This is a genomic window from Amycolatopsis sp. NPDC049868 (assembly GCF_044461365.1).
GTDB lineage: Bacteria > Actinomycetota > Actinomycetes > Mycobacteriales > Pseudonocardiaceae > Amycolatopsis.
In genome coordinates, this window is record NZ_JBITKV010000002.1 from 44,442 (window position 1) to 65,766 (window position 21,325).

The following is a 21,325-nucleotide window of genomic DNA, read 5'->3' on the forward strand; positions in this document are numbered from 1 at the left end:
CTAATTCGTTCTATCGAACTAAAGATTCCGCTAGGCTGGCCGATGTGTCAAGCGAGCGAGCGGAACTGGTCGAGCGGATCCTCAACGGGTCGCGCGCGCTGTCGACGGAGACGGTCATGTTCCACACGGCCATCGCCGAGCTGAGCGGCCTTTCGGCCGTCGAAAGCAAGGTGGCCGACTACCTCGCCCGCTTCGGGCCGCAGACGCCGAAGGCCCTTTCGCGGCACTCGGGGCTCGCGCCGGCGTCGATCACCGCGCTCATCGACAGGCTCGAAGGCAAAGGGATCGTCGCCCGGAAGCCACATCCCGAAGACCGGAGGAAGGTTCTCATCGAGATCGACGCGGCCAGGATGAACTCCGTCGCGCCGCTGTGGGACCACCTGGTGAAGTCGGTCCGCGAGGCCTGCGAGAACTACACGGACGGTGAGCTGGAGACCGTGATCCGGTTCCTCGCCGACGCGGCGGCGATCACGCACGACTCCACGGGCCGCCTCGGCCGCTGACCGGTATTACTACTTTTGGGGGTATTGCCGTAACCAGTTCGTGATAGTTTTCGGCCCCGTGTCCCCCAATAGAACGCGAAGCCGGTTACTGCTTGTCACGCTCAGCGTCCTGCTGGGTGGGGTGATCGCCAGTGCGAGCTACCTGATGGTGACCGATCGCTTCCAGGGCACCGCGCTGAGCAATCTCTCACTCAGCGTCCCCGACACCAAGGGCAGACCCGGCGACGCCCTCGCGAAGCCGCCCGCCTACTTCGGCCAGACGTCCGCTCCGGCGCCTGAGGGTTCCGCACCCGGCTCGGCCGCCCCGACGTCGTCTTCGGCGGCTCCCACGTCGTCCTCCGCTCCGCCCAGCTCGTCCTCCGCCGCGCCCGAGCCGCCCGCTCAGCCTGCCGAGACTCCCAAACCCACTCCGAGCAAGGCGCCGGAGCCTCGCTCGCAGGACAGCTCGCTCGCCGGACAGGTCATCGACCTCGTCAACGCCGAGCGCGCCGACGCGGGCTGCTCGCCGGTGAGCAACGAGTCGCACCTCGCCGCCGCCGCGCAGGGGCACAGCGACGACATGTCCGCGCGGAACTACTTCTCGCACACCACGCCGGAAGGCGTCACGTTCGACCAGCGCATCCGGGCCGCCGGCTACGACAAGCCGGGTGCGGAGAACATCGCCAAGGGCCAGTCGAACGCCGCCAAGGTGATGGACGCCTGGATGAACTCCGAGGGCCACCGCGCGAACATCCTCAACTGCAAGCTGACGAAGATCGGCGTCGGCGTCAACACCAAGGGCATGTACTGGACGCAGAACTTCGGCTACTGATCCTTGGCCCATCGTTCGGCGATGTCGCCATAGCGGGCCAGCACGGCCGCGCGCAGCTCGGCGTCCGTGCGCGGGACCGGTTCGATGAACACCTCGGTGACGTCGCCGAAGGTTCGGGTCAGCTCGGTCGCCATCCGGACGCAGGCGCGTTCGACGTCCGCCGCGCCGAGTGAATCGTCGAAGTCGACGCGGGCGCAGACGAGCACCTGATCGGTGCCCATCAACATGGTCTGCAGGTCGACGACGGCCTCGATCTCCGGTGCGTTCCTCAGGTGGTCCCGTACCCCGCGCACCAGCTTGGGATCCGCCTGCCTGCCGATCAGCAGGCCGCGGTTGGTCCGCCCGAGCATGTAGGCGACCAGTGCCAGCAGGACCCCGATCGCGATCGACGCCGCGCCGTCCCAGACGTGCGAGCCGGTGAGCTGGTGCAGGCCGATCCCGGCGAACGCGAGCAGCAGGCCGATCAGCGCGGCCGAGTCTTCGAACAGGACGGTCTTCGGCGCCGGGTCGTCGATCATCCGCAGATAGACCGAGACCTTCTGCCCGGAGTCGGCGGCGTCGCGGCGCACCTGCCGCACGGCCTGGAACCACGAGACGGATTCGAGAGCGAACGCGATCGCGAGGACGACGTAGCCGACGATCGGATCGGTCTGTTCGGTCTCCGCGCCGAACACCGTCGAGAAGCCTTCGTAGAGCGCGAACATCGCGCCGGAGGCGAAGATCGACACCGCCGCGAGCAGCGACCAGAAGTACCGCTCTTTGCCGTAGCCGAAGGGATGGACGCGGTCGGCGGGGCGGTCCGAACGTTTCAGCGCGGTCAGCAGGAGAACCTCGGTGATCGTGTCGGCCACCGAGTGCGCGGCTTCCGACAGCATCGCGCCGGAGCCGGTGATGATCCCGGCGAACAGTTTCAGCACGGCGATGGCGAGGTTGACCCCACCCGCCAGCACCACCGTCAGGGTGCTTTCGTCACCGGATTCTTCACTCACCTCGCGTAGCGTAGTGCGGGTGAGCCGATCTCACAGGCGACGCAATCCCTGCAGGACACGTTCCATCAAGGCGAGTGCCGGATGACCGTCGAATTCAGCCTGCGTTTCATGAACGGTGACCAAACCGAGTTCCGCCATATCACCCAAAAGGACCTTTGCAACGCCGAGCGGAACGCATAGTGACGCGGCTACTTCGGCGACGGAAGTCGGACGACGGCACAGTGATCTCACGGAATGGAATTCGATGCTGAACCCCGGCGCGTTCCACGGCGCGTCGGTCCGGACGGAAATCATCGCTTCGATCGCGAAGTTCCGCTTGGACTGGGTACGTCCGCCCGTGCGGACGTACGGGCGGACGCGTGTGCGTTTCCGTTCCTGGCGCGGCGGTCGCCGGGCGGCCGGGATGCTGGGGATGGTCGCTTCCTGTGCCATTTTGGCGAAGGCCGCGGACGAGGGGATCCGGGCGGGCGGGCGAACGGACGGCGATCCCGGCATCGCGAGCCGGTGCTCCCTCGCCGAGCGGAGTTCGTGACGGTTGCCCATTGATTCCTCGCCCCTTTTTTCGGATCCGCTGCAGCCTATCGTCACGGTGTACCGCCGAACGGGTAATGGGAACGGAATAGCCCGCGCCGGGATAAAACAAGAGGAGACATTCTCTCGCATTATGTGCGAGAGAATGTCTCCTCCAGTGTGAAGTTCTACTTGTCTTCCTCGGGCAGCGGTGTTCCGGTGGCCGTTTCGTCGGTCGGCACGTCGGCCTTTCCGTCGAGTTCGGCGTCCGAGACCGCGTCCAAAGAGGGCGCTCCCGCGGGGACCAGTTGAGGCTCCGGCTTCCGTTTGACGGCGGTCAGTAGCAGCTGGGCGACGTCGACGACCTCGACCTTCTCGCTCGCCTGCCCGTCGCTCTGGCGCGCGGTGACACCGTCGGTGAGCATCACGCGGCAGAACGGGCAACCGGTCGCGATCTTCGAGGGTGCGGTGCCGAGCGCCTCGTCGACGCGTTCGACGTTGATCCGCTTGCCGATCTTCTCTTCCATCCACATCCGCGCGCCGCCGGCGCCACAGCACATCGAGCGGTCGCCGTGCCGCGGCATCTCGCGCAGCTGCGCGCCCGAAGCGCCGACGAGCTCACGGGGAGCGTCGTAGACCTTGTTGTGGCGGCCCAGATAGCACGGGTCGTGGTAGGTGACGTCCTCGGCGACCGGGGCCACCGGGGTCAGGTGCTTCTCCCGCACCAGGCGGTTGAGCAGCTGCGTGTGGTGCACGACGTCGAACTGGCCGCCCAGTTCCGGGTACTCGTTCGCGAGGGTGTTGAAGCAGTGGGCACAGGTGACGACCACCTTGCGCGCCTTGCGTTCGCGGCCCTCGAACACCGAGTTCAGGATCTCGACGTTCTGCTGCGCCAGCATCTGGAACAGGAACTCGTTGCCCGCGCGGCGGGCCGGGTCACCGGTGCAGGACTCCTCCGAGCCGAGCACGGTGTACTTGACGCCCGCGATGTGCAGCAGCTCCGCGACGGCACGCGTGGTCTTCTTCGCGCGGTCCTCGAACGCGCCGGCACAGCCGACCCAGAAGAGGTACTCGGTGTCGCCGAGGTCGCCGTCGAACACCGGCACCTCGAAGTCCAGGTCCTCGGTCCAGGCGAGCCGGTCCTTGGCGTTCTGGCCCCACGGGTTGCCCTTGTTCTCCAGGTTCTTGAACATCCCGTTGAGCTCGCTGGGGAACGAGGACTCGATCATCACCTGGTAGCGGCGCATGTCGACGATGTGGTCGACGTGCTCGATGTCCACCGGGCACTGCTCGACGCACGCGCCGCAGGAGGTGCAGGACCACAGCACCTCGGGGTCGATGATGCCGCCGTCGTCGCCGACGAGCGCCTTCTGCGACTCGGCGATCGCGAGAACGTCGATGCCCGCGTACATGTTGTCGCCGGACAGGCCGATCTCGTCGCCGGCCATGTCGCGCTTGCCGCCCGCGAGCAGGTACGGCGCCTTCGCGTAGGCGTGGTCGCGAAGCTGCGTGATGACGAGCTTCGGCGAAAGCGGCTTGCCGGTGTTCCACGCGGGGCACTGCGACTGGCAGCGGCCGCATTCGGTGCAGGTGGAGAAGTCCAGCCAGCCCTTCCAGCTGAAGTCCTCGATCTTGCCGACGCCGAAGGTGTCCTCGTCCGGGTCCGCCTCTTCGAGGTCGAGCACCTTGCCCTTGCTCATCATCGGCTTGAGCGCGCCCAGCGCGACGCCGCCGTCGGCCTCGCGCTTGAAGTAGATGTTGAAGAAGGCGCTGAACCGGTGCCAGGCGATGCCCATGGTCATCGTGCGCGCGATGACGATCAGCCAGATCGTGGCGCTCATCAGCTTGACGAACGCGAACACCGAGACCAGGTTCGGGCTGGCGGGCAGCAGTTCACCGAGCGGGTGCGAGACGAACGCGGCCCAGACCGGGGTCTCGTGGACGTTCAGCGCGGACTTCGCGGCGCGGACGCCGATGATGCCGATGCCCTCGATGAGCACGACGGCCTCGATGAAGTACGCCCACTTGAAATTGGAGCCCTGGAAGCGGGACTGCCGGTCGGCGCGGCGCGGGTGGTTCTTCTGCCGGACCCAGATCAGCACCAGGATGCCGACGATGGTGCCGACCCCGAGCAGCTCCATGAGCAGCTGGAACAGCGACCAATCGTCGAGGATGGGCCAGCCCCAGGTCGGAACGAAGACCTCGCCGTATGCCTCGAACAGGGCGAGCGACCCGATCAGGAAGCCCCACATGACCAGCCAGTGCGCCGGACCGACGCTCTTGACCTTGTTCATCCGGGTGTGCGCGGCGAATTCCTTGATCAGGGTCTTCATCCGCGGGATGAACGGGCCGTTGCGGGTCGAGTCCGGCTGACCGAGGCGGATCACCCGCACGAAGCGGGCGATGGTCGCGAAGAACATTCCCCAGGCGGCGACGCCGAGCAGGACCGCGATCCCGCCGAGCGTCAGCTGTACAGCGCCCATCTTCGGGTGCCTTTCGTCCGAGTGAAGCGTGTGGTGGTTCGGGCAGACTAATGCTTCTTACTGATGGGTAACCCACTGACCGCGCCCAAGTCCCACCGATGTGGTGTACGCCTCTCTTGGTTTCAAGACGATCGTCCAGGTAGTTTTTGTGACATGGGTGCGTACCTTCTCCTCGCTTTCGCCATCGCCGCCGAGGTGACCGCCACGGTCTCGTTGAAACTTTCCGAGGGTTTCAGCAAGGTGGGACCGTCGATCGTCGTCGTCGCCGGATACGCCTTCGCGTTCGTCGCGCTCGCGTACGTGCTGAAGGCGGGCGTGCCGGTGAGCATCGCCTACGCGATCTGGGCCGCGGCCGGGGTCGCGCTGGTGGCGGCCGTCGGCATCGTGTTCTTCAAGGAGCCGGTCAACCTCTCCGTGATCGCCGGTCTGGTACTGGTGGTCGGCGGTGTCGTGTTGATCGAGGCGGGAGGCGCGCACTAAGTGAAGATCCAGGTCGACGGCCGGAAGGCCAGGGGCGAGAAGCGGCGCGAAGAGATCATCGCGGCCGCGTTGCGCGTGATCGAACGGGACGGCGTCGCCGGCGTCACCCACCGGACGGTCGCCGCCGAGGCGGGCGTGCCGACGGCTTCGACGACCTATCACTTCTCGAGCCTCGACGATCTGCTGATCGCCACCCTCATCTCGTGCGCGCGGGATATGGCGACCGAGGTCTACTGGATGATCGACCGCGCCCGCTCACGCGGCAGCCGCGGCGCGGAAGAGGTCGCCGGGCTGCTCGCGGAGGCGCTGGGCCCGCGCCGCGGGCGGACGATGGCGGAGTACGAGCTGTACCTGCTGGCCGCGCGCAAACCCGAGCTGCGGCCCGCCGCCCGGCGCTGGCTGGACGTGCTCACCTCGATGGTCCGGCACGACGACGAGGTCGCGTTCCGGGTGTTCCTCGCCGGTATCGACGGCCTGCTGATCCAGGGCCTCATCGACGACGAGCCGCCGTCCGCGGAGGAGCTGCGGCCGGTGGTGGACTATCTGCTGAAACCTCGTTGACCTGCTGGGTAGCGTGCGGATCATGAGGACCGTCGGCGTATACGAACTGGATGACGACCCGGCACGGGTGGACCTCGACGTGGTGTGGAAGTACCTGTCCACCAGCGTCTACTGGGGCAAATGGCGAGACCGCGAGCTGGTCGAGAAGGTCTTCAGGAACGCTTGGCGCGTCGTAGGCGCGTATGAGGCTTCGAGTGGCCGGATGGTCGGCTTCGCGCGGGCGTTCTCGGACACCATCGGCAGTGCTTACCTCGCGGATGTCTTCGTCGTCGACGAAGCGCGCGGCGCGGGGCTCGGCAAGGAGCTGGTCCGGGAGATGATCGACAACGGGCCGGGCGCGGAGTTCCGGTGGATGCTGCACACCGCCGACGCGCACGGGCTGTACCGGCAGTTCGGCTTCGGCGACCCGCCCGAGGGGCAGTACATGGAGCGGACGCGGGCGAACGGGCAGGCCTAGGAAAAGTCCGTGAAGGCCTCCTTCCCTACTCTCAGGGTAGGGAAGGAGGCCTTCACGGAAAGCCGTTCAGCCCTTGTTCTCGTGCAGGGCCGTGAGCGACGCCCGGGCGATGGCGTGGCCGAAGAGGTTGAAGCCGAGGAACGCGGGAGTGGCGTCCTCGCCGACGTCCAGCTTTTCGACGTCGACAGCGTGCACCGTGAAGATGTACCGGTGCGGCCCGTGCCCGGGCGGCGGGGCCGCGCCGAGGAACTGCCGCACGCCGCCGTCCCCCTTCAGCGTGACGGCGCCCTCCGGCAGACCGGAGCCGGCTTCGTCACCCGCGTTCGCGGCCAGCGCGGTCACCGAGGCGGGGATGTCGAACACCGCCCAGTGCCAGAATCCGCTCGCCGTCGGGGCGTCGGGGTCGTAGCAGGTCACGGCGAAACTCTTGGTCTCCGCGGGGAACCCCTCCCAGGACAGCTGCGGGGAACGGTCTTCGCCACCCGCGCCGAAGATCCCGGAAAGCTGGGGCGTCGGCAGGAAGCCGCCTTCCTCGATGTCGGTGCTGCTCAGGGTGAAGGCAGGCAGATCGGGCAGGAAGTCGTACGGGTCGGGTGCCTGCGGCATGCGTCCTCCTGGTCGTTGAACAGATGACGGAGCCAGGTTATGACCCCGAGGACCCTGGCGCGGGTTCAGGGACGAATCCGGGGGTTACCCCTATGTCCAACCCGCCGCGCCGCCCTTAGCGTCGAGCTACACGAAAACCTGCTCTGGAGGGACTCAAGACCATGGCGCGCCCACTCCTCGCGATCGGAGGCATCGCGTTGATCGGCGTCGGTGTCCTCACCGGCCTCGGCTGGTGGTGGCCGTCCGACGCGGAGGCCACCGCGGAGGTGACCCAGCCGATCCGCAGCGTGCGGATCGACAACGACGAGGGCCGGGTCAAGATCCGCGCCGGCGAGGGGCCGGTCCGGATCCACCAGGAGTTCGAGTACCGCTGGAACAAGCCGGGCGACTCCTTCCGCGTGGAAGGCGACACCCTGGTCCTCGCCGGCTGCGGCACCAGCTGCGAGGTCCGCTACGACGTGGTGGTCCCGGCGGGCGTCCCGGTCTCGGGCAAGCTGGACTCGGGGGCGCTCGACATCGCCGGAGTGTCCACTGTGGACGTCACGGTCGACTCCGGCCAGGTCGAGGTCCGCGACGTGCCGGGCACCGTGAAAGTGCGGTCCGACTCCGGGCGCGTCGAATTGGCGAACATCGGCCAGGCCGTCACCGTGCAGGCGGCTTCCGGTGCCATCAAGGGGGAACGGCTCGGCGGCAACGTCGAAGCCCGCACCAACAGCGGCCGCATCGAACTCGAACTCCTCAAGGGGGCAGACGTCACCGCGCAGGCCGACAGCGGTTCGGTCGAGGTCACGGTCCCGGCGGGCGAGTACAACGTCACCGGCACCAGCGACAGCGGCAGCCGGGACATCGACGTGAACCAGTCCGGTTCGGCACAGCACAAGCTCGATCTCAACACCGACAGCGGAAGCGTCAAGGTCAAAGCGGCCTGACGGACTTATCGGGGGAAACACTTTCTCATGGGGAACAAGGCTGTATTCACCAAAGAACGGCGCGTCCTCGGCGCGATTGCTCTCGGCGCGCTGACCGCCTTCGGGATCGTCGGCTGCACAAGCGAAACCGAGCAGAAGCTGAGCGACGGCGCACCCGTCACCGAGCAGGTCACCGCGATCCGGGTGGACGTCCCGGTCGGCGCGGTCACGCTCCGGGTCGAGGACGGCGCGCCCGTCTCGCTGCGCCGCGAAGTGACTTATAACGGCAAGAATCCCGGAAAGACGTACAGCGTCGAGAACGGCACGCTGGTCCTCGGCGGCTGCCAGCAGTGCGGCGTGGACTACGACGTCGTGGTGCCGCGCGAGCTGGCGATCTCCGGGTTCATCGGCACCGGCAAGATCACCCTCGCCCGCGCCGCCTCGGTCGATCTGAAAGGCGACGTCGGCGACTTCAAGGTGATGAGCACGTCCGGGCCGGTCAACCTGCGCACCGGCACCGGCGACATCGAGGTCGGCCTCGCGAAGCCGGGCGCGGTCACCGCGAACTCGGAGGTCGGCAAGGTCGTCGTCACCGTTCCCGATGGCGCGTATCAGGTCCGCGCGAAGGCGGAGGTCGGCACGGTCGAGACCGGCGGCGTCCGGCAGGACCGGGCTTCGGCGAACGTCCTGGACCTCCAGTCCGGCACCGGCTCGATCACGGTGAAGCCCGTATGAAGGCCCTTGCCGCCCTCGCCGCGCTGACCCTGCTTCCGCTCACCGCGCTGCCGGCGTCCGCCGCGTCCGGGATCGACTGGAAGCCGTGCGCGACCGAGTACGCGCCGACGCTGGAATGCGCGAACCTCCGGGTGAGCGGTGGTTTTTCGATCGCGCTGGCGAAACTGCCCGCGACCGATCCCGCCCGCCGCGTCGGTTCGCTGCTGACGAATCCGGGAGGACCGGGCGGCGCCGGGGTCACCGTGCTCAAGTACGGCGGCCGCGGTTTCGCGCTGGACAAGCCGGAAATGGCCGAAGTGCGGCAGCGGTTCGACGTCATCGGGTTCGATCCGCGCGGCGTCGGCGAAAGCACGCCGTCGATCGCCTGCGGGCCGGATCTGCACGATCCGGCGGTCAGCCGTTTCCCGCGCGGCCGTGCGGATCACGAAAAGCTTCTCGCGCACAACCGCGCCTCGGGTGAGGAATGTCTGAAGCGGACCGGGCGCGCACTGTCCGTTATGGACACTTGGCATGCCGCGGACGACATCGAAGCGATCCGGGGCGCTCTCGGCGAGCCGAAGGTGAACTGGCTCGGTGTCTCCTACGGTTCCGAACTCGGTGCCGTGTACGCGGAGAAGTACCCGGACCGCATCCGGACGATGGTGCTCGACGGCGCCGTCGACCACTCGCGGCCGACCAGGCAGGCGGTCCTCGAAGAAGCCGTCGCGACCGAAGGTGCGTTAAAGGACTTCGCGAAGTGGTGCACGACGTCGGCCGATTGCGCGCTTCGCGGCAAGGACGTCCTCGCCACCTATGACGCGTTGATGCGGACGCCCGGCGGCGTGCCGTCGAAACAGCTCGGCCGGAACGTGACCGCCGAGGAGATGGCGTCCGGGGTCTACGGCAATCTCATCCTGCCCGCGTTCTGGCCCGGTCTGGCGAAGGCGATCGACGCCGCGACGGCGGGCGACGCGGACGGGTTGCTGCCGTATTCCCAACTCGACCCGTCCTACGGCGCGTACCGCGCGATCGGCTGTCACGACTTCGGCTCGCCGTTCACCTCCTACGCCGACATGAGGGCGATGCAGGGACTGGTGAAGACGCTCTCGCCGCACGGCTGGCGGTACTCGGAGTTCTGGGACATGGCGAGCGGGTGCGCGGGCTGGCCGGTGCCGTCGGCGTACCTGCCGCGGCCGCAGAAGGTGACCGGTACGGCGCCGATCCTCGTGGTCGGCGGTGAACACGATCCGGCGACGCCGCTCGTCTGGGCGAAAGGGCTCGCGCGGAACATCGAGAACTCGACGTTGCTCGTCGACGCCGGGTACGGGCACACGGGCCTGCTGAACTCGGCCTGCGTGCGCACCGAAGAGACGAAGTACCTGGTGAGCGGCGTCACACCCGCTCCGGGCACGGTCTGCCGGTAGTCCGGGAACAAGACGATCGTGCCGCACGTTGAGCCGGATACAAGGTTGAGTGAGGGTGACTCAAGTCCGGCTTGACGGCAGCCCCACCATCCCGATACAACTTGCGTTGAGCCCACTCAAGGTGGGCGAGAACGTGCAGGTCACGAACTAGCAGGAGGATCACACCATGGCGCGAGCGGTCGGCATCGACCTCGGCACGACCAACTCGGTCGTCGCTGTCCTTGAGGGCGGCGAGCCGACGGTCATCGCCAACTCGGAAGGTTCACGCACCACCCCGTCCATCGTCGCCTTCGCCAAGAACGGCGAAGTGCTGACCGGTCAGCCGGCGAAGAACCAGGCCGTGACGAACGTCGACCGGACCATCCGGTCGGTCAAGCGGCACATCGGTACCGACTGGAAGACCGAGATCGACGGCAAGGCCTACACCTCGCAGGAGATCAGCGCCCGCGTGCTGATGAAGCTCAAGCGCGACGCCGAGGCGTACCTGGGCGAGACCATCACCGACGCGGTCATCACCGTCCCCGCCTACTTCGAGGACGCGCAGCGGCAGGCCACGAAGGAAGCCGGGCAGATCGCCGGCCTGAACGTGCTCCGCATCGTCAACGAGCCCACCGCGGCGGCGCTGGCGTACGGCCTCGACAAGGGCGAGAAGGAACAGACCATCCTGGTCTTCGACCTCGGTGGCGGTACGTTCGACGTCTCGCTCCTGGAGATCGGCGAGGGCGTCGTCGAGGTCCGCGCGACCTCCGGTGACAACCACCTCGGCGGTGACGACTGGGACGAGCGGATCGTCACCTGGCTGGTCGACAAGTTCAAGTCGTCCAACGGCATCGACCTCACCAAGGACAAGATGGCGCTCCAGCGCATCCGTGAGGCCGCCGAGAAGGCGAAGATCGAGCTGTCCAGCTCGAATTCGGCCAGCATCAACCTGCCGTACATCACCGTGGACGCGGACAAGAACCCGCTGTTCCTCGACGAGCAGCTCTCCCGCGCCGAGTTCCAGAAGATCACCTCGGACCTGCTCGAGCGCACCCGCAAGCCGTTCAACAACGTCATCCGTGACGCGGGTGTCGCCGTCGGCGACATCGACCACGTCGTGCTCGTGGGTGGTTCCACCCGGATGCCGGCCGTGTCCGAGCTGGTCAAGGAGCTGACCGGCGGCCGCGAGCCGAACAAGGGCGTCAACCCGGACGAGGTCGTCGCCGTCGGCGCGGCGCTGCAGGCCGGTGTGCTCAAGGGCGAGGTCAAGGACGTCCTGCTGCTCGATGTGACCCCGCTTTCGCTGGGCATCGAGACCAAGGGTGGCGTGTTCACCAAGCTCATCGAGCGCAACACCACGATCCCGACCAAGCGTTCGGAGATCTTCTCCACCGCGGACGACAACCAGCCGTCGGTGCAGATCCAGGTGTTCCAGGGTGAGCGCGAGATCGCGGCGCACAACAAGAAGCTCGGCATGTTCGAGCTGACCGGTCTCCCGCCCGCCCCGCGTGGCGTGCCGCAGATCGAGGTCACCTTCGACATCGACGCCAACGGCATCGTGCACGTCCTCGCGAAGGACCTCGGCACGAACAAGGAGCAGTCGATGACGATCACCGGTGGCTCCGCGCTGCCGAAGGACGACATCGAGCGCATGGTCAAGGACGCCGAGGCGCACGCCGAGGAGGACAAGCAGCGCCGCGAGGAGGCGGAGACCCGCAACCAGGCGGAGACGCTGGTCTACCAGACCGAGAAGTTCGTCAAGGACAACGAGGACAAGCTGCCCGACGAGCTCAAGGGCAAGGTGAAGTCCGCGATCGACGAGGCCAACGAGGCGCTCAAGGGCACCGACTCGGCGAAGATCCGCGAGTCCATCGAGAAGCTGAACACGGCTTCGCAGGAGCTGGGCACTGCGCTCTACGCCAACGCCACCCCGGGCGCCGAAGGTGCCGCCGGTGAAGGCGCCGCCGGTGCGGCGGGCGCGGGCACCGGTTCGCAGGCCAAGGCGGACGACGTCGTCGACGCCGAGATCGTCGAAGAGGACGAGAAGGACAAGAAGTGACGGGACGCTACGACGAAACCGAGGGCCGGGGCCCGGAGGAACCGGTGGTCGTGCGGGATCGTCGGCGGATCGACCCGCTGACCGGTGAGGTCCGCTCGGCCGCCCCGGCCGCCGAACCCCAGGACGGCCCGAAGCACGCCGCTCCGTCGCAGGACCCTGCCGAACCGACCGAGCCGGAGCCCGCGGCCCACGCGGGCCCCGGCCTCGGGGAGTCCCTTGTGGACGATTCGGTGTCGGTGGCCACCGGACTGGAGAAGGAGCTGGCGGAACGCACCGCCGACCTCCAGCGCCTCCAGGCGGAGTACGCCAACTACCGCAAGCGCGTGGACCGCGACCGCGAGCAGGTCGTCGTCGGCGCGAAGGCGTCGGTCGTCGGTGATCTGCTCCCGCTGCTCGACGACCTCGAGCGCGCGGAGCAGCACGGCGATCTGACCGGTGCCTTCAAGGCGGTCGGCGAGAAGCTGGTCGGGAGCCTGCAGCGGTCGGGTCTCGAGCCGTTCGGCACCGAGGGCGAGCCCTTCGACCCGAGCGTTCACGAGGCGGTGCAGCACAGCACGTCGCCGGACGTCACCGGCCCGACGGTCACCATGGTCATGCGCCGTGGTTACCGCTTCGGCGAGCGCGTGCTGCGCCCGGCGATGGTCGGGGTCACCGACCACGAGCCGGGTGCCGCTCCGGTGGACCCGCCTGTGGGTGGCGAGCTGCCGCTCGAAGGCGAACTTTTCGATGAGAACAACCGCTGATCGGCGATACGGCGTGAAAGGAGGAGACGTTCGGTGAGTGCACGGGAATGGATCGGTAAGGACTTCTACCGTGAACTGGGCGTCTCCTCCGACGCCACCGCGGACGAGATCAAAAAGGCCTATCGCAAGCTGGCCAAGGAGAACCACCCCGACGCCAACGCGGGCAACGCGGAGGCCGAGAAGAAGTTCAAGGCGGTCTCCGAGGCGTACGGCGTGCTGTCCGACGCGTCCAAGCGCAAGGAGTACGACGAGGCTCGCCGCCTCTTCGGCTCCGGCGGTCCCGGTGGCTTCGGCTTCCCCGGCGGCGGTGGCGGCGGCGGTTTCGACGTCGGCGACATCTTCGGCCAGGCGGGTCAGCAGCAGGGCGGCTTCGGCGGTCTCGGCGACATCCTCGGCGGGCTGTTCGGCCGCCGCGGCGCCGCGGCCGGTGCCACGGCGAACCGGCCGCAACGCGGCGCGGACGTGGAGACCGACGTCCGGATCGACTTCGCCGAGGCGGTCAAGGGCGCGACCCTGCCGCTGCGGCTGTCGAGCCCGGCGACCTGTTCCACCTGCGGTGGCAACGGCGCGAAGCCGGGGACTTCCCCGAGGACGTGTGCGACCTGCCAGGGCAGCGGGCTGGTCAGCCGCAGCCAGGGCGCGTTCGCGTTCTCCGAGCCGTGCCGTGACTGCCGCGGCCGCGGGAAGATCATCGACGACCCGTGCCCGGAATGCGCGGGCGAGGGCATCAGCACGCGCACCCGCACCCTGACCGTGCGGATCCCGCCGGGCGTCGCCGACGACCAGCGGATCCGGCTGGCAGGCCAGGGCGAACCGGGCCGTGGCGGCGCGCAGCCGGGCGATCTGTACGTCCGTGTGCACGTCGCTCCGCACCCGTTGTTCGGGCGCAAGGACCTCGACCTGACGATCACCGTGCCGGTGTCCTTCGCGGAACTGGCCCTCGGCGGCACGATCACCGTGCCGACGCTTGAGGGCAAGGTCTCGCTGAAGGTGCCGCAGGGTACGGCGAGCGGTCGCGTGCTTCGCGTGCGCGGCAAGGGAATCGCGAAACGTGACGGCTCGCAGGGCGATCTGCTGGTCACCCTGCAGGCGGCCATCCCGGCCGAACTGGACGACAAGGCCCGTGCGGCGCTGGAGGCGTACGCGGAGGCCGTGTCCGGCCACGACCCGCGACCGGAGATCACCGAACTTCTCGAAGGCAGGTGAGCACGATGTTCGGCGGGCTGCCGCACGGTGCGGACGAGGACACCCCGGTGTTCGTCATTTCGGTGGCGGCGCAGCTTTCCGGCCTGCACGCGCAGACCCTGCGGTCCTACGACCGCCAGGGTCTCGTGTCGCCGGGCCGGACCTCCGGTGGTGGACGGCGTTACTCGATGCGGGACATCGCGTTGCTGCGCGAAGTGCAGCGACTGTCCCAAGAGGACGGTGTCAACCTCGCGGGCATCAAGCGGATCATCGAGCTGGAGAACCAGGTCGACGCGCTCCGTGCGCGGATCGCCGAACTGACCGAGGAGCTCACGGCGGCGTACCTCACCGCCGAACAGACGGCCGCGGCCGTGCACGCCTCGTACCGCAAGGATCTCGTTCCCTTGCGGCAGCAGACGGCACTCGTGGTCTGGAAGCCCAAAGAACGCAATTAGTCCTCTGAATGCCTCACGACCCGAGCTGAGGTACATGAAGGCCCCCTTCCTTTACCTAGGCGCAAGGATGGGGGCCTTCATGTACCTGGCACGCGATCAAGCCGCACCCAAAACCAGAATGCGTTACTGGCCGGGAACCAGGTTCCGGATCTGCTGGACCTCGCCGGTGCGCGAGTCCTGGATCCGCTGGGCCAATGCCTTCGACTCGGGGTTCTTCCCGTCCTTCAGTTCGGTCCTCGCCAGCGCGACCCCGTTGTGCTGATGCGCGACGAAGATGTCGGCGAAGTCGAGGGTGAACTCCGAACCATCCTTTTTGGACAGTGCTTCGAGCAGGCCTTTGTCGGTGAGCCCGTCGCCGCCGTGATGGTGGTGCGCTTTCGGGTCCATCGAGCCCGTCTCGGGTTTGCCCCAGGCCTTCAGCCAGTTCCGCATGTCGGTGCTCTCGGTCTGCTGCGTCGCCTCGATCGCGGCCGCGAGATCCTTGAGCTCCTGCTTCTGTGCCTGCTTGTCCTTGACCAGCTTGACGATCTCCACGCCCTGGTTGTTGTGCGCGATCATCATCTGCAGGAACATCACGTCGGCGTCGTTGTACTCCGCGGACGCCCCGGCCGACTGGGGGACGGGGGAGATCGGGGCGCCGGCGGTACCGGGTGAGCCATCACCGGTCCCGCAGCCCGCGAGGGCCACGAGACCGGCGACGAGAACGAGGGCCAGCTTCACCGGCGCGTCTCCTTTACTGCCGGGTCCACAGCGCGGGGGTGTTCGGCGGTTCCCACCCCTGGAGTGCCGTATGCGCCATCTGGCAGCGGTAGGTCGCGCCGCCGTAGGTCACCGTGCTGCCGACCGCGTAGGCCGTCCCGGCCGCCCAGGTGCCGCCGGTGGGCGGGTTGCTGGTGCTGGTCGGCGGGTTCGACGTCGTCGGCGGGTTGCTGGTGGTCGGCGGGTTGCTGGTGGTGGGCGGGTTGCCACCGCCGATCTGCAGGTCGATGCAGCTGTAGAAGGCCATCGGCGTGTCCGCGATGTTCCACACGGCGAGGACCTTCTGGCGGCCGCTGAAGCCGTTCAGGCTCACCGTGTGCGACGTCGGGTCCTTCGGCGCGGAGTTGTTCCCGCTGATGTCGGCGATCTTGGTGCCGCCGATGTAGTACTCGTAGTTCGTGGTCCGGTGGTAGGCGGTGAACTTCCAGTTGAAGGTCACGCTGTTACCGACCGAAGCGGCGGGCCACGGCTTCGACTCGTCGTTGAGTTCGGCGAACTGGGGAAGTCCGCCGTTGCAGCTGCGGAGACCCTTGGGGCCCTCGACGCTCTGGGGTTCGTAGACGATGCTGCCGCAGCCCGAAACCTTGCCCTGGGCGCAGTTCGCCTGGCGGCTGGGCGGGGACAGCACGTAGCCATGGGCGCTGGCCACCTGCGGGATGGCCACGATGGCGATCGGGGCGAGGATCGCACCGGCGGCGGCTGCCACGAGCTTGCGTTTGACGGTCATGCCGGCTCCTGGGGATGGAACGACGGTGTTCCCGTGAAGGGGAGCAATGTGGTCTAGACCATAAATCCGCCGGTGACCGTGGTCAATGATTCACTGACCTACTGCTGCGTCGAGCCCAGGTGGAACAGCCGATCGGCCTAATACGAACGAAGCATCGGCTCAGTCCAGGGTGAAGGGGTCGTACTTGATCCGCCCCAGATCCGTGCCCGCGGCGAGCAGCTTCGCGACCGTCGCCCGGATCATCGACGGCGACCCGGCGACGTACACGTCGCGCTCCTTCCAGTCACCGCGCTGCGTGACCGCCGTGGCCAGCGTGCCGCGGTCGCCGCCGGTGATGGTGCCTTCCTCGGTCACCGGGGTCACCGTCAGCCAAGGGCAGGTGACGGTCAGCCCGCGGAGCTCGTCGAGGGCGTAGAGGTCCTCCGGTCGGCGGCCGCCGAAGAACAGGTGGACCGGCGGATTGTTCTTCCAGCGCGACATGTCGTCGAGCAGGGCGAGCAGCGGTGCGACACCGGTGCCGCCGCCGATCATCAGCAACGGACGGCTTTCCGTGTGGTGCACCGAAAGCGCGCCCAGTGCGGGGCCGAGGCGCCAGACGTCGCCGCGCCGGGTGTGGTGCACGATCGCGCGTGAGACCCAGCCGCCGCGCACGGCGTGCACGTGGAACTCCATCGTCCCGTCGGCGTGCGGCGCGGTGGCGGGCGAGAAGTACCGCCACATCCGCGGCCGCTGCGGGACCTCGACGCTGACGTAGCCGCCGGCCCGGTACGGGAGCGGCTGGTCCGTGCGTACCTTGACGATGGCGACGTCGCGGGAGGCGAGCCGGTGTTCGACGACCGTCGCCTTCCACCACGCCGGCCCGACCTCCTTGCCCGCGGCCTCGCGCATGCTCTTCGAAATGACCCCGTACGCGGTGACCCAGGCGTCTTCCACTTCGGGAGTCCAGTCGTCCTTCAGGAACCTCTTCAACGCGGCGATCAGTGCGACGCCGACGGCGTCGTAGTGGCGGCCGAGGACGTCGAACTTCCGGTGGTCCCGGCCGAGCTGGCCGAGGAAAGTGGCCAGCTCGTCGGGCCGGTCCACCATCTGCACGACGTAGACGAGGGCGCGCAGCAGACGATTCCGCTGGGTGGCCATGTTGATCGGGAACAACGCCCTGGCGTCGGGCGAAACGGCGAAGAGCGCCCCGTAGAAGTATTGGGACAACTCCTCGGACTTCGTTTCGACGGCGGCGAAACTCTTCCTGATGAGCTTGGCCAGCTGGACGGACTTGTCCGCCGTCGGCGTCTCGATCAAGGGCGGGACGGGAATCGGTGAAGATCTGGACGGACTCGGTGGATGCTCGTACTTCACTGTTTCGGCAGGCATGGGTGAACGATTTTCTCCAGTTGGATCGGGCATATTCTCCAGACCCGGGCTCGTGTTCCCCCGAGGGTTCTCGACTGTATGCCCGAATGTCACCAAAGGATCCAAGAATGTTTGTTTCCCGCTCGAACGGAGCAGACGATATACGCGCCGTCAACACCGTCTGGCACTAAGTAAAGGTGATCAAGCATGCGGAATTTTCCCTTGCCCACCAGGGTTTTTCGCCACGTCTGTGGGAAAGCGTGATCCGCCGATCGGGTGGGTTTTTCTGCGTGATTACCGGGTCACGTAACGGTATGCGTCCCGCGACTGATCGCCATTGTGGAATCGAATTCGCTAGTCGATGGTGAAGGGGTCGTACTCGATCTGGTCGAGCGCGCTGCCCGCGACCAGCATCCGGGACACCGTCGCCCGGATCATCGCGGGCGAACCGGCGACGAGGATCCGGTGCCCCGGCCAGGATCCTTGCTGCGTAACGGCTTCCGCGAGCGTGCCCTGGACGCAGCCGGGGGCTTCCTCACCGTGCTCGACCACCGGGGTCACGGTGAGCCACGGGTTCGTGGCCGCCAGGGCGCGCAACTCGTCGAGGTCGTAGAGGTCCTCACGCGACGGTCCGCCGTAGAACAGCTGGACCTTCGGGTTCTCGCCCCACTGCGCGAGGTCGTCCAGAATGGCCCGCAGCGGCGCGATACCCGTGCCGCCCGCGATCATCAGGACGCCGCGGCCGTCGGTCCGGTCGACCGAAAGCCTGCCGAGCGGCGGCCCGAGCCGCCAGACGTCACCGGGCTGCGTGTGGCTCACGATGGCGCGCGAGACCCAGCCGCCGTCGACCGCGCGCACGTGGAACTCGATACCGCCGTCCTCGCGCGGCGCGTTCGCCGGCGAAAGGTAGCGCCAGAGTCTCGGCCGCTGCGGTACTTCGACGCTCATGTACTGACCGGGCTGATACGGCACCGGGAATTCGGGCTGGACGCGGACCAGCGCGAGATCCCAGGTGAGCCGCCGGTGTTCGAGTACGGTCGCCGACCACGACGCCGGGTTGACGTCGGCCGCGGCGGCCTCCTGCATCGCGCGGGCGACGATGGTGAACGCCTCCGCCCAGGCCCGTTCGACCTCGGGAGTCCAGTCCGGACCGAGGTGGTTCTTGAGCGAGGCGAGCAGCGCGGTGCCGACGGCCTCGTAGTGCCGCGGGATGACACCGAACTTGCGGTGGTCGCGGCCGAGCTGGGTCAGGAACGGGACGAGGTCGTCCGGCCGGTCGACCATCTGCACGATGTGGACCAGCGCGCGGACCAGCCTGCCGCGCTGGACCTCCATGTTGATCGGGAAGAAGTCGCGGGTGGCGGGCGCGAGGGTGAACAGCATCCCGTAGAAGAACTGCGAGATCTCCGGGATGAAGGGTTCCGACTTCGCCCAGGTGTCCCGGATGAGCCGCACCATCGCGGTGACCGCGGGCGGGGCTTCACGCGGCGCCGAAGACCGCGGGACCGGGCTGACCGCGTCGGCCGTCACGGGCTGGGAGTCGCTGATCGGGAAGCGCATACCGGAAGACAGTTCCCCAGGTTCACGAACGAGGGACCACTGGAGAAGAATTCACGGATCATTCACCTCTCCGGTCAGTGGCTGTCGGGCCGGTCGGCTGCTTTCCGGCTCGTTCGCGAGACTAGCCGCCGAGAGACCTTTTGCCTGCATCGTTGCTCCGGACGGGTGTACTCGAAACCGGCCGGTAGTGGGCGATCTCACGAGGTAAATAGTTGTCTTACGCAAGTGTCGCCAAATAAAGTTGTACTGTACAAGTAGCCAGGAGGAACCGATGAGCTCCGCGGACGACGCCAGGGTCGAGCTGATGCGTGAGTTGAAGGCCGCCTCCCAGCTGCAGCACGCCTGGATAATGCAGGCGTGGCAGGACGACCCCGGTCTGCATCCGGCGGCCGCGATGCTGCTGTCGGACCTGGCGAAGCACGGCGAGGCGCGGCCTTCCGAGTTGGCCAAACGACGCTTTGTGGACCTTTCGGTCGTAAGTCGTCAAATTTCCCAGCTGTCCGCGGCGGGGATGGTGGACCGCCGTCCCGCACCCGAAGACGGCCGTGCGTCGATCATCAGCATCTCCGAGCGCGGGCGCGCGGAGCTGGGGCGCAGGCGGGCCGGTTATCTGGAGTTCATGGAGCGTGCGCTCGGTGACTGGGACGACGAAAAAGTGCTCGAACTGACCACGCGCCTGGCGGAGATGAACGCCGATGTCCGCGCGGCCCTGTCCGTGCCGGCATGCGACGTTTGACGTCGGCCGTTCCTACCCGCCGGTCTTGACTGAACGGACCTTTCGTAGCGTCGTGACGCCGGTAGCGTCGTATCTGTGCGTAACCGGGTCGCATTGCTGGTCGCCTTGGGAATCGACAACTTCGGCTCGGGACTGTTCCTCCCGCTCGGGCTGGTCTTCGTCGTCCGCGTGGTGGGCCTCCCGCTCGCCCAGGCGGGGGCCGCGGTCACTCTCGGTGCACTGGCCGGCCTCCTCGTCCCCGCGTTCGCCGGACGGCTCGTCGACCTGATCGGCCCGCGGACGGTGATGATCTGCGCCCACGTCCTGCAGGCCGCCGGGGTGAGTGCTTTCCTGCTGGCCGGCGGATTCGCCGGCGTCGTCGGCGCGTCCGTCATGCTCTCGGCCGGGCAGCAGCTGTTCTACAGCTCGCAGTTCTCGCTCATCGCCGACGTCGCGGGCGAAGGGCCGAAGGACCGGCCGTTCGCCGAAGCCGCGATGGTCCGCTCCGCGGGCTTCGGGCTGGGTGGGCTCGCGGCGGCGGGTCTGCTGGTGTGGATCGGGCGCGAAGGCCTCTATGTCGCCGTGATGCTGGACGTCGCGACTTTCGTCATCGCCGCGGCGATCCTCTCGACGCTCGTCACGCCACCCCCGCGGCACCTGTCGCGGTGCCCGGGGTCCGCGCGGGTCTGGCGGAACCGTCCGTACCTGGCGCTCATCGTGTTCAGCGGCCTCTTCGCGCTCACGATGGACTTCTTCCTCATCGGGATGCCGGTGTACGTCTTCAACGCCTTGCAGGGCCCTCGATGGCTTCCCGGTGCGATCATCGCGCTGCTCACCGTCGTCACCAGTCTGGGTGGAGTCCTCGGATTGCGGCTGACCAGGAAGCTGACCCGGATCGCCGCGATGCGCGCGGGTTCGGCGTTGTTCGCGGTGTGGTGCCTGGCCTGCCTGGTGGTGGTGTTCGTGCCGAAGGTGTTCCAGCCGGTTTACCTGCTCGGCGCGACCCTCGTGCTGGCCGCGGGCGATCTCGCGTTCGGTCCGCGCTCCGGGGCGCTGGCCGAAGCCGCGGCGCCACCGGAGGCGCGAGGCCGGTATCTGGCGGCCTTCCAATACGCGTTCACGCTCGCCGCGGTGATCGCTCCGGCCGTCGTCGCGCTGTTCTCCGTGGCAGTCTGGATCCCGTGGGTGCTCGTGGCCGCGTGCGCCTGCACGGCCGTCGTCGGCCTCGGCCGGGTGGGTCCGCGTCTGCCCGCGGAGGCCGTCTCTCCGACGGGAAGTTGAACTTTTCGAAGTTGAGCGGAACAGACTCAACTTTTCTGACGTTGAACCAGTCGAGAAGGATTCGCAAGA

Annotated in this window: 22 protein-coding genes; 14 read left to right on the plus strand and 8 right to left on the minus strand. The window is 67.6% G+C overall.

What is annotated here, in order from left to right:
* Positions 1-44: 44 nt before the first annotated feature.
* Positions 45-503, plus strand: coding sequence for a MarR family winged helix-turn-helix transcriptional regulator (locus ACIBTM_RS08245; protein ID WP_395875862.1), 459 nt, complete (start codon positions 45-47; stop codon positions 501-503).
* A 121-nt stretch (positions 504-624) separates the two neighbouring features.
* Positions 625-1,314, plus strand: a complete 690-nt coding sequence (locus ACIBTM_RS08250) for a CAP domain-containing protein (RefSeq protein WP_395876758.1) — start codon at positions 625-627, stop codon at positions 1,312-1,314.
* On the opposite strand, the gene ACIBTM_RS08255 is transcribed toward ACIBTM_RS08250, so the two are convergent.
* From ACIBTM_RS08255 to ACIBTM_RS08265, 3 genes are read right to left on the minus strand one after another with little or no spacing between them, the layout of a single operon-like run.
* Positions 1,308-2,303, minus strand: a complete 996-nt coding sequence (locus tag ACIBTM_RS08255; protein ID WP_395875863.1) for a cation diffusion facilitator family transporter — start codon at positions 2,301-2,303, stop codon at positions 1,308-1,310. The genes ACIBTM_RS08250 and ACIBTM_RS08255 overlap by 7 nt on opposite strands.
* Before the next feature lie 30 nt (positions 2,304-2,333).
* Complete coding sequence (locus tag ACIBTM_RS08260; RefSeq protein WP_395875864.1) at positions 2,334-2,966, minus strand: DUF742 domain-containing protein; 633 nt, start codon at positions 2,964-2,966, stop codon at positions 2,334-2,336.
* Positions 2,967-3,001: 35 nt separating this feature from the next.
* A complete protein-coding gene (locus tag ACIBTM_RS08265) occupies positions 3,002-5,296 on the minus strand; it encodes a (Fe-S)-binding protein (RefSeq protein WP_395875865.1) in 2,295 nt (764 codons plus the stop codon).
* 153 nt (positions 5,297-5,449) lie between these two features.
* Between ACIBTM_RS08265 and ACIBTM_RS08270 the strand changes: the two genes are divergently transcribed.
* The 3 genes from ACIBTM_RS08270 to ACIBTM_RS08280 are packed head-to-tail and all read left to right on the plus strand — an operon-like array spanning position 5,450 to position 6,794.
* A complete protein-coding gene (locus tag ACIBTM_RS08270; RefSeq protein ID WP_395875866.1) occupies positions 5,450-5,776 on the plus strand; it encodes a DMT family transporter in 327 nt (108 codons plus the stop codon).
* Positions 5,777-6,337: a TetR/AcrR family transcriptional regulator gene (locus ACIBTM_RS08275; RefSeq protein ID WP_016338154.1), complete on the plus strand. Its 561-nt coding sequence runs from the start codon at positions 5,777-5,779 to the stop codon at positions 6,335-6,337.
* A gap of 22 nt (positions 6,338-6,359) precedes the next feature.
* Positions 6,360-6,794, plus strand: coding sequence for a GNAT family N-acetyltransferase (locus ACIBTM_RS08280; protein WP_395875867.1), 435 nt, complete (start codon positions 6,360-6,362; stop codon positions 6,792-6,794).
* A 66-nt stretch (positions 6,795-6,860) separates the two neighbouring features.
* Here ACIBTM_RS08280 and ACIBTM_RS08285 read toward each other — a convergent pair whose 3' ends face one another.
* Entirely contained in the window at positions 6,861-7,400 is a 540-nt protein-coding gene (locus ACIBTM_RS08285; RefSeq protein WP_395875868.1) for a YbhB/YbcL family Raf kinase inhibitor-like protein, read from the minus strand.
* A gap of 161 nt (positions 7,401-7,561) precedes the next feature.
* Here ACIBTM_RS08285 and ACIBTM_RS08290 point away from each other — a divergent pair, with 161 nt between their 5' ends.
* The 7 genes from ACIBTM_RS08290 to ACIBTM_RS08320 all read left to right on the plus strand — a co-directional run bounded on the left by ACIBTM_RS08290 (position 7,562) and on the right by ACIBTM_RS08320 (position 14,867).
* The gene (locus tag ACIBTM_RS08290; RefSeq protein ID WP_395875869.1) at positions 7,562-8,329 is read left to right on the plus strand and encodes a DUF4097 family beta strand repeat-containing protein; all 768 of its coding nucleotides are present in this window, start codon (positions 7,562-7,564) and stop codon (positions 8,327-8,329) included.
* Positions 8,330-8,356: 27 nt separating this feature from the next.
* Positions 8,357-9,043 carry a hypothetical protein gene (locus ACIBTM_RS08295; protein ID WP_395875870.1) on the plus strand — a complete coding sequence of 229 codons (687 nt, stop codon included), beginning with the start codon at positions 8,357-8,359 and terminating at the stop codon, positions 9,041-9,043.
* Complete coding sequence (locus ACIBTM_RS08300; protein WP_395875871.1) at positions 9,040-10,446, plus strand: alpha/beta fold hydrolase; 1,407 nt, start codon at positions 9,040-9,042, stop codon at positions 10,444-10,446. Before ACIBTM_RS08295 ends, ACIBTM_RS08300 begins: the two co-directional genes overlap by 4 nt.
* Positions 10,447-10,612: 166 nt before the next feature.
* Positions 10,613-12,484 (plus strand): molecular chaperone DnaK, encoded by a 1,872-nt coding sequence (gene dnaK / locus ACIBTM_RS08305; protein ID WP_016338148.1) that lies wholly within the window; start codon positions 10,613-10,615, stop codon positions 12,482-12,484.
* Positions 12,481-13,227 carry a nucleotide exchange factor GrpE gene (gene grpE / locus ACIBTM_RS08310; protein WP_395875872.1) on the plus strand — a complete coding sequence of 249 codons (747 nt, stop codon included), beginning with the start codon at positions 12,481-12,483 and terminating at the stop codon, positions 13,225-13,227. The genes dnaK and grpE overlap by 4 nt, the downstream gene beginning before the upstream one ends.
* Before the next feature lie 33 nt (positions 13,228-13,260).
* Complete coding sequence (gene dnaJ, locus ACIBTM_RS08315) at positions 13,261-14,433, plus strand: molecular chaperone DnaJ (RefSeq protein ID WP_395875873.1); 1,173 nt, start codon at positions 13,261-13,263, stop codon at positions 14,431-14,433.
* Positions 14,434-14,438: 5 nt separating this feature from the next.
* Entirely contained in the window at positions 14,439-14,867 is a 429-nt protein-coding gene (locus tag ACIBTM_RS08320; protein ID WP_395876759.1) for a heat shock protein transcriptional repressor HspR, read from the plus strand.
* Positions 14,868-14,990: 123 nt separating this feature from the next.
* On the opposite strand, the gene ACIBTM_RS08325 is transcribed toward ACIBTM_RS08320, so the two are convergent.
* The 4 genes from ACIBTM_RS08325 to ACIBTM_RS08340 form a co-directional block, all read right to left on the minus strand.
* A complete protein-coding gene (locus ACIBTM_RS08325) occupies positions 14,991-15,587 on the minus strand; it encodes a DUF305 domain-containing protein (RefSeq protein WP_395875874.1) in 597 nt (198 codons plus the stop codon).
* Between the two features lie 13 nt (positions 15,588-15,600).
* Positions 15,601-16,353 (minus strand): lytic polysaccharide monooxygenase, encoded by a 753-nt coding sequence (locus ACIBTM_RS08330; RefSeq protein ID WP_395875875.1) that lies wholly within the window; start codon positions 16,351-16,353, stop codon positions 15,601-15,603.
* 159 nt (positions 16,354-16,512) lie between these two features.
* Positions 16,513-17,721, minus strand: a complete 1,209-nt coding sequence (locus tag ACIBTM_RS08335) for a globin domain-containing protein (protein WP_395875876.1) — start codon at positions 17,719-17,721, stop codon at positions 16,513-16,515.
* A gap of 333 nt (positions 17,722-18,054) precedes the next feature.
* Positions 18,055-19,260 carry a globin domain-containing protein gene (locus tag ACIBTM_RS08340; protein WP_395875877.1) on the minus strand — a complete coding sequence of 402 codons (1,206 nt, stop codon included), beginning with the start codon at positions 19,258-19,260 and terminating at the stop codon, positions 18,055-18,057.
* A 271-nt stretch (positions 19,261-19,531) separates the two neighbouring features.
* Between ACIBTM_RS08340 and ACIBTM_RS08345 the strand changes: the two genes are divergently transcribed.
* Together ACIBTM_RS08345 and ACIBTM_RS08350 are read left to right on the plus strand one after the other, a co-directional pair.
* Complete coding sequence (locus tag ACIBTM_RS08345) at positions 19,532-19,996, plus strand: MarR family winged helix-turn-helix transcriptional regulator (RefSeq protein ID WP_395875878.1); 465 nt, start codon at positions 19,532-19,534, stop codon at positions 19,994-19,996.
* Between the two features lie 75 nt (positions 19,997-20,071).
* The gene (locus ACIBTM_RS08350; protein WP_395875879.1) at positions 20,072-21,256 is read left to right on the plus strand and encodes an MFS transporter; all 1,185 of its coding nucleotides are present in this window, start codon (positions 20,072-20,074) and stop codon (positions 21,254-21,256) included.
* Positions 21,257-21,325 lie beyond the last annotated feature (69 nt).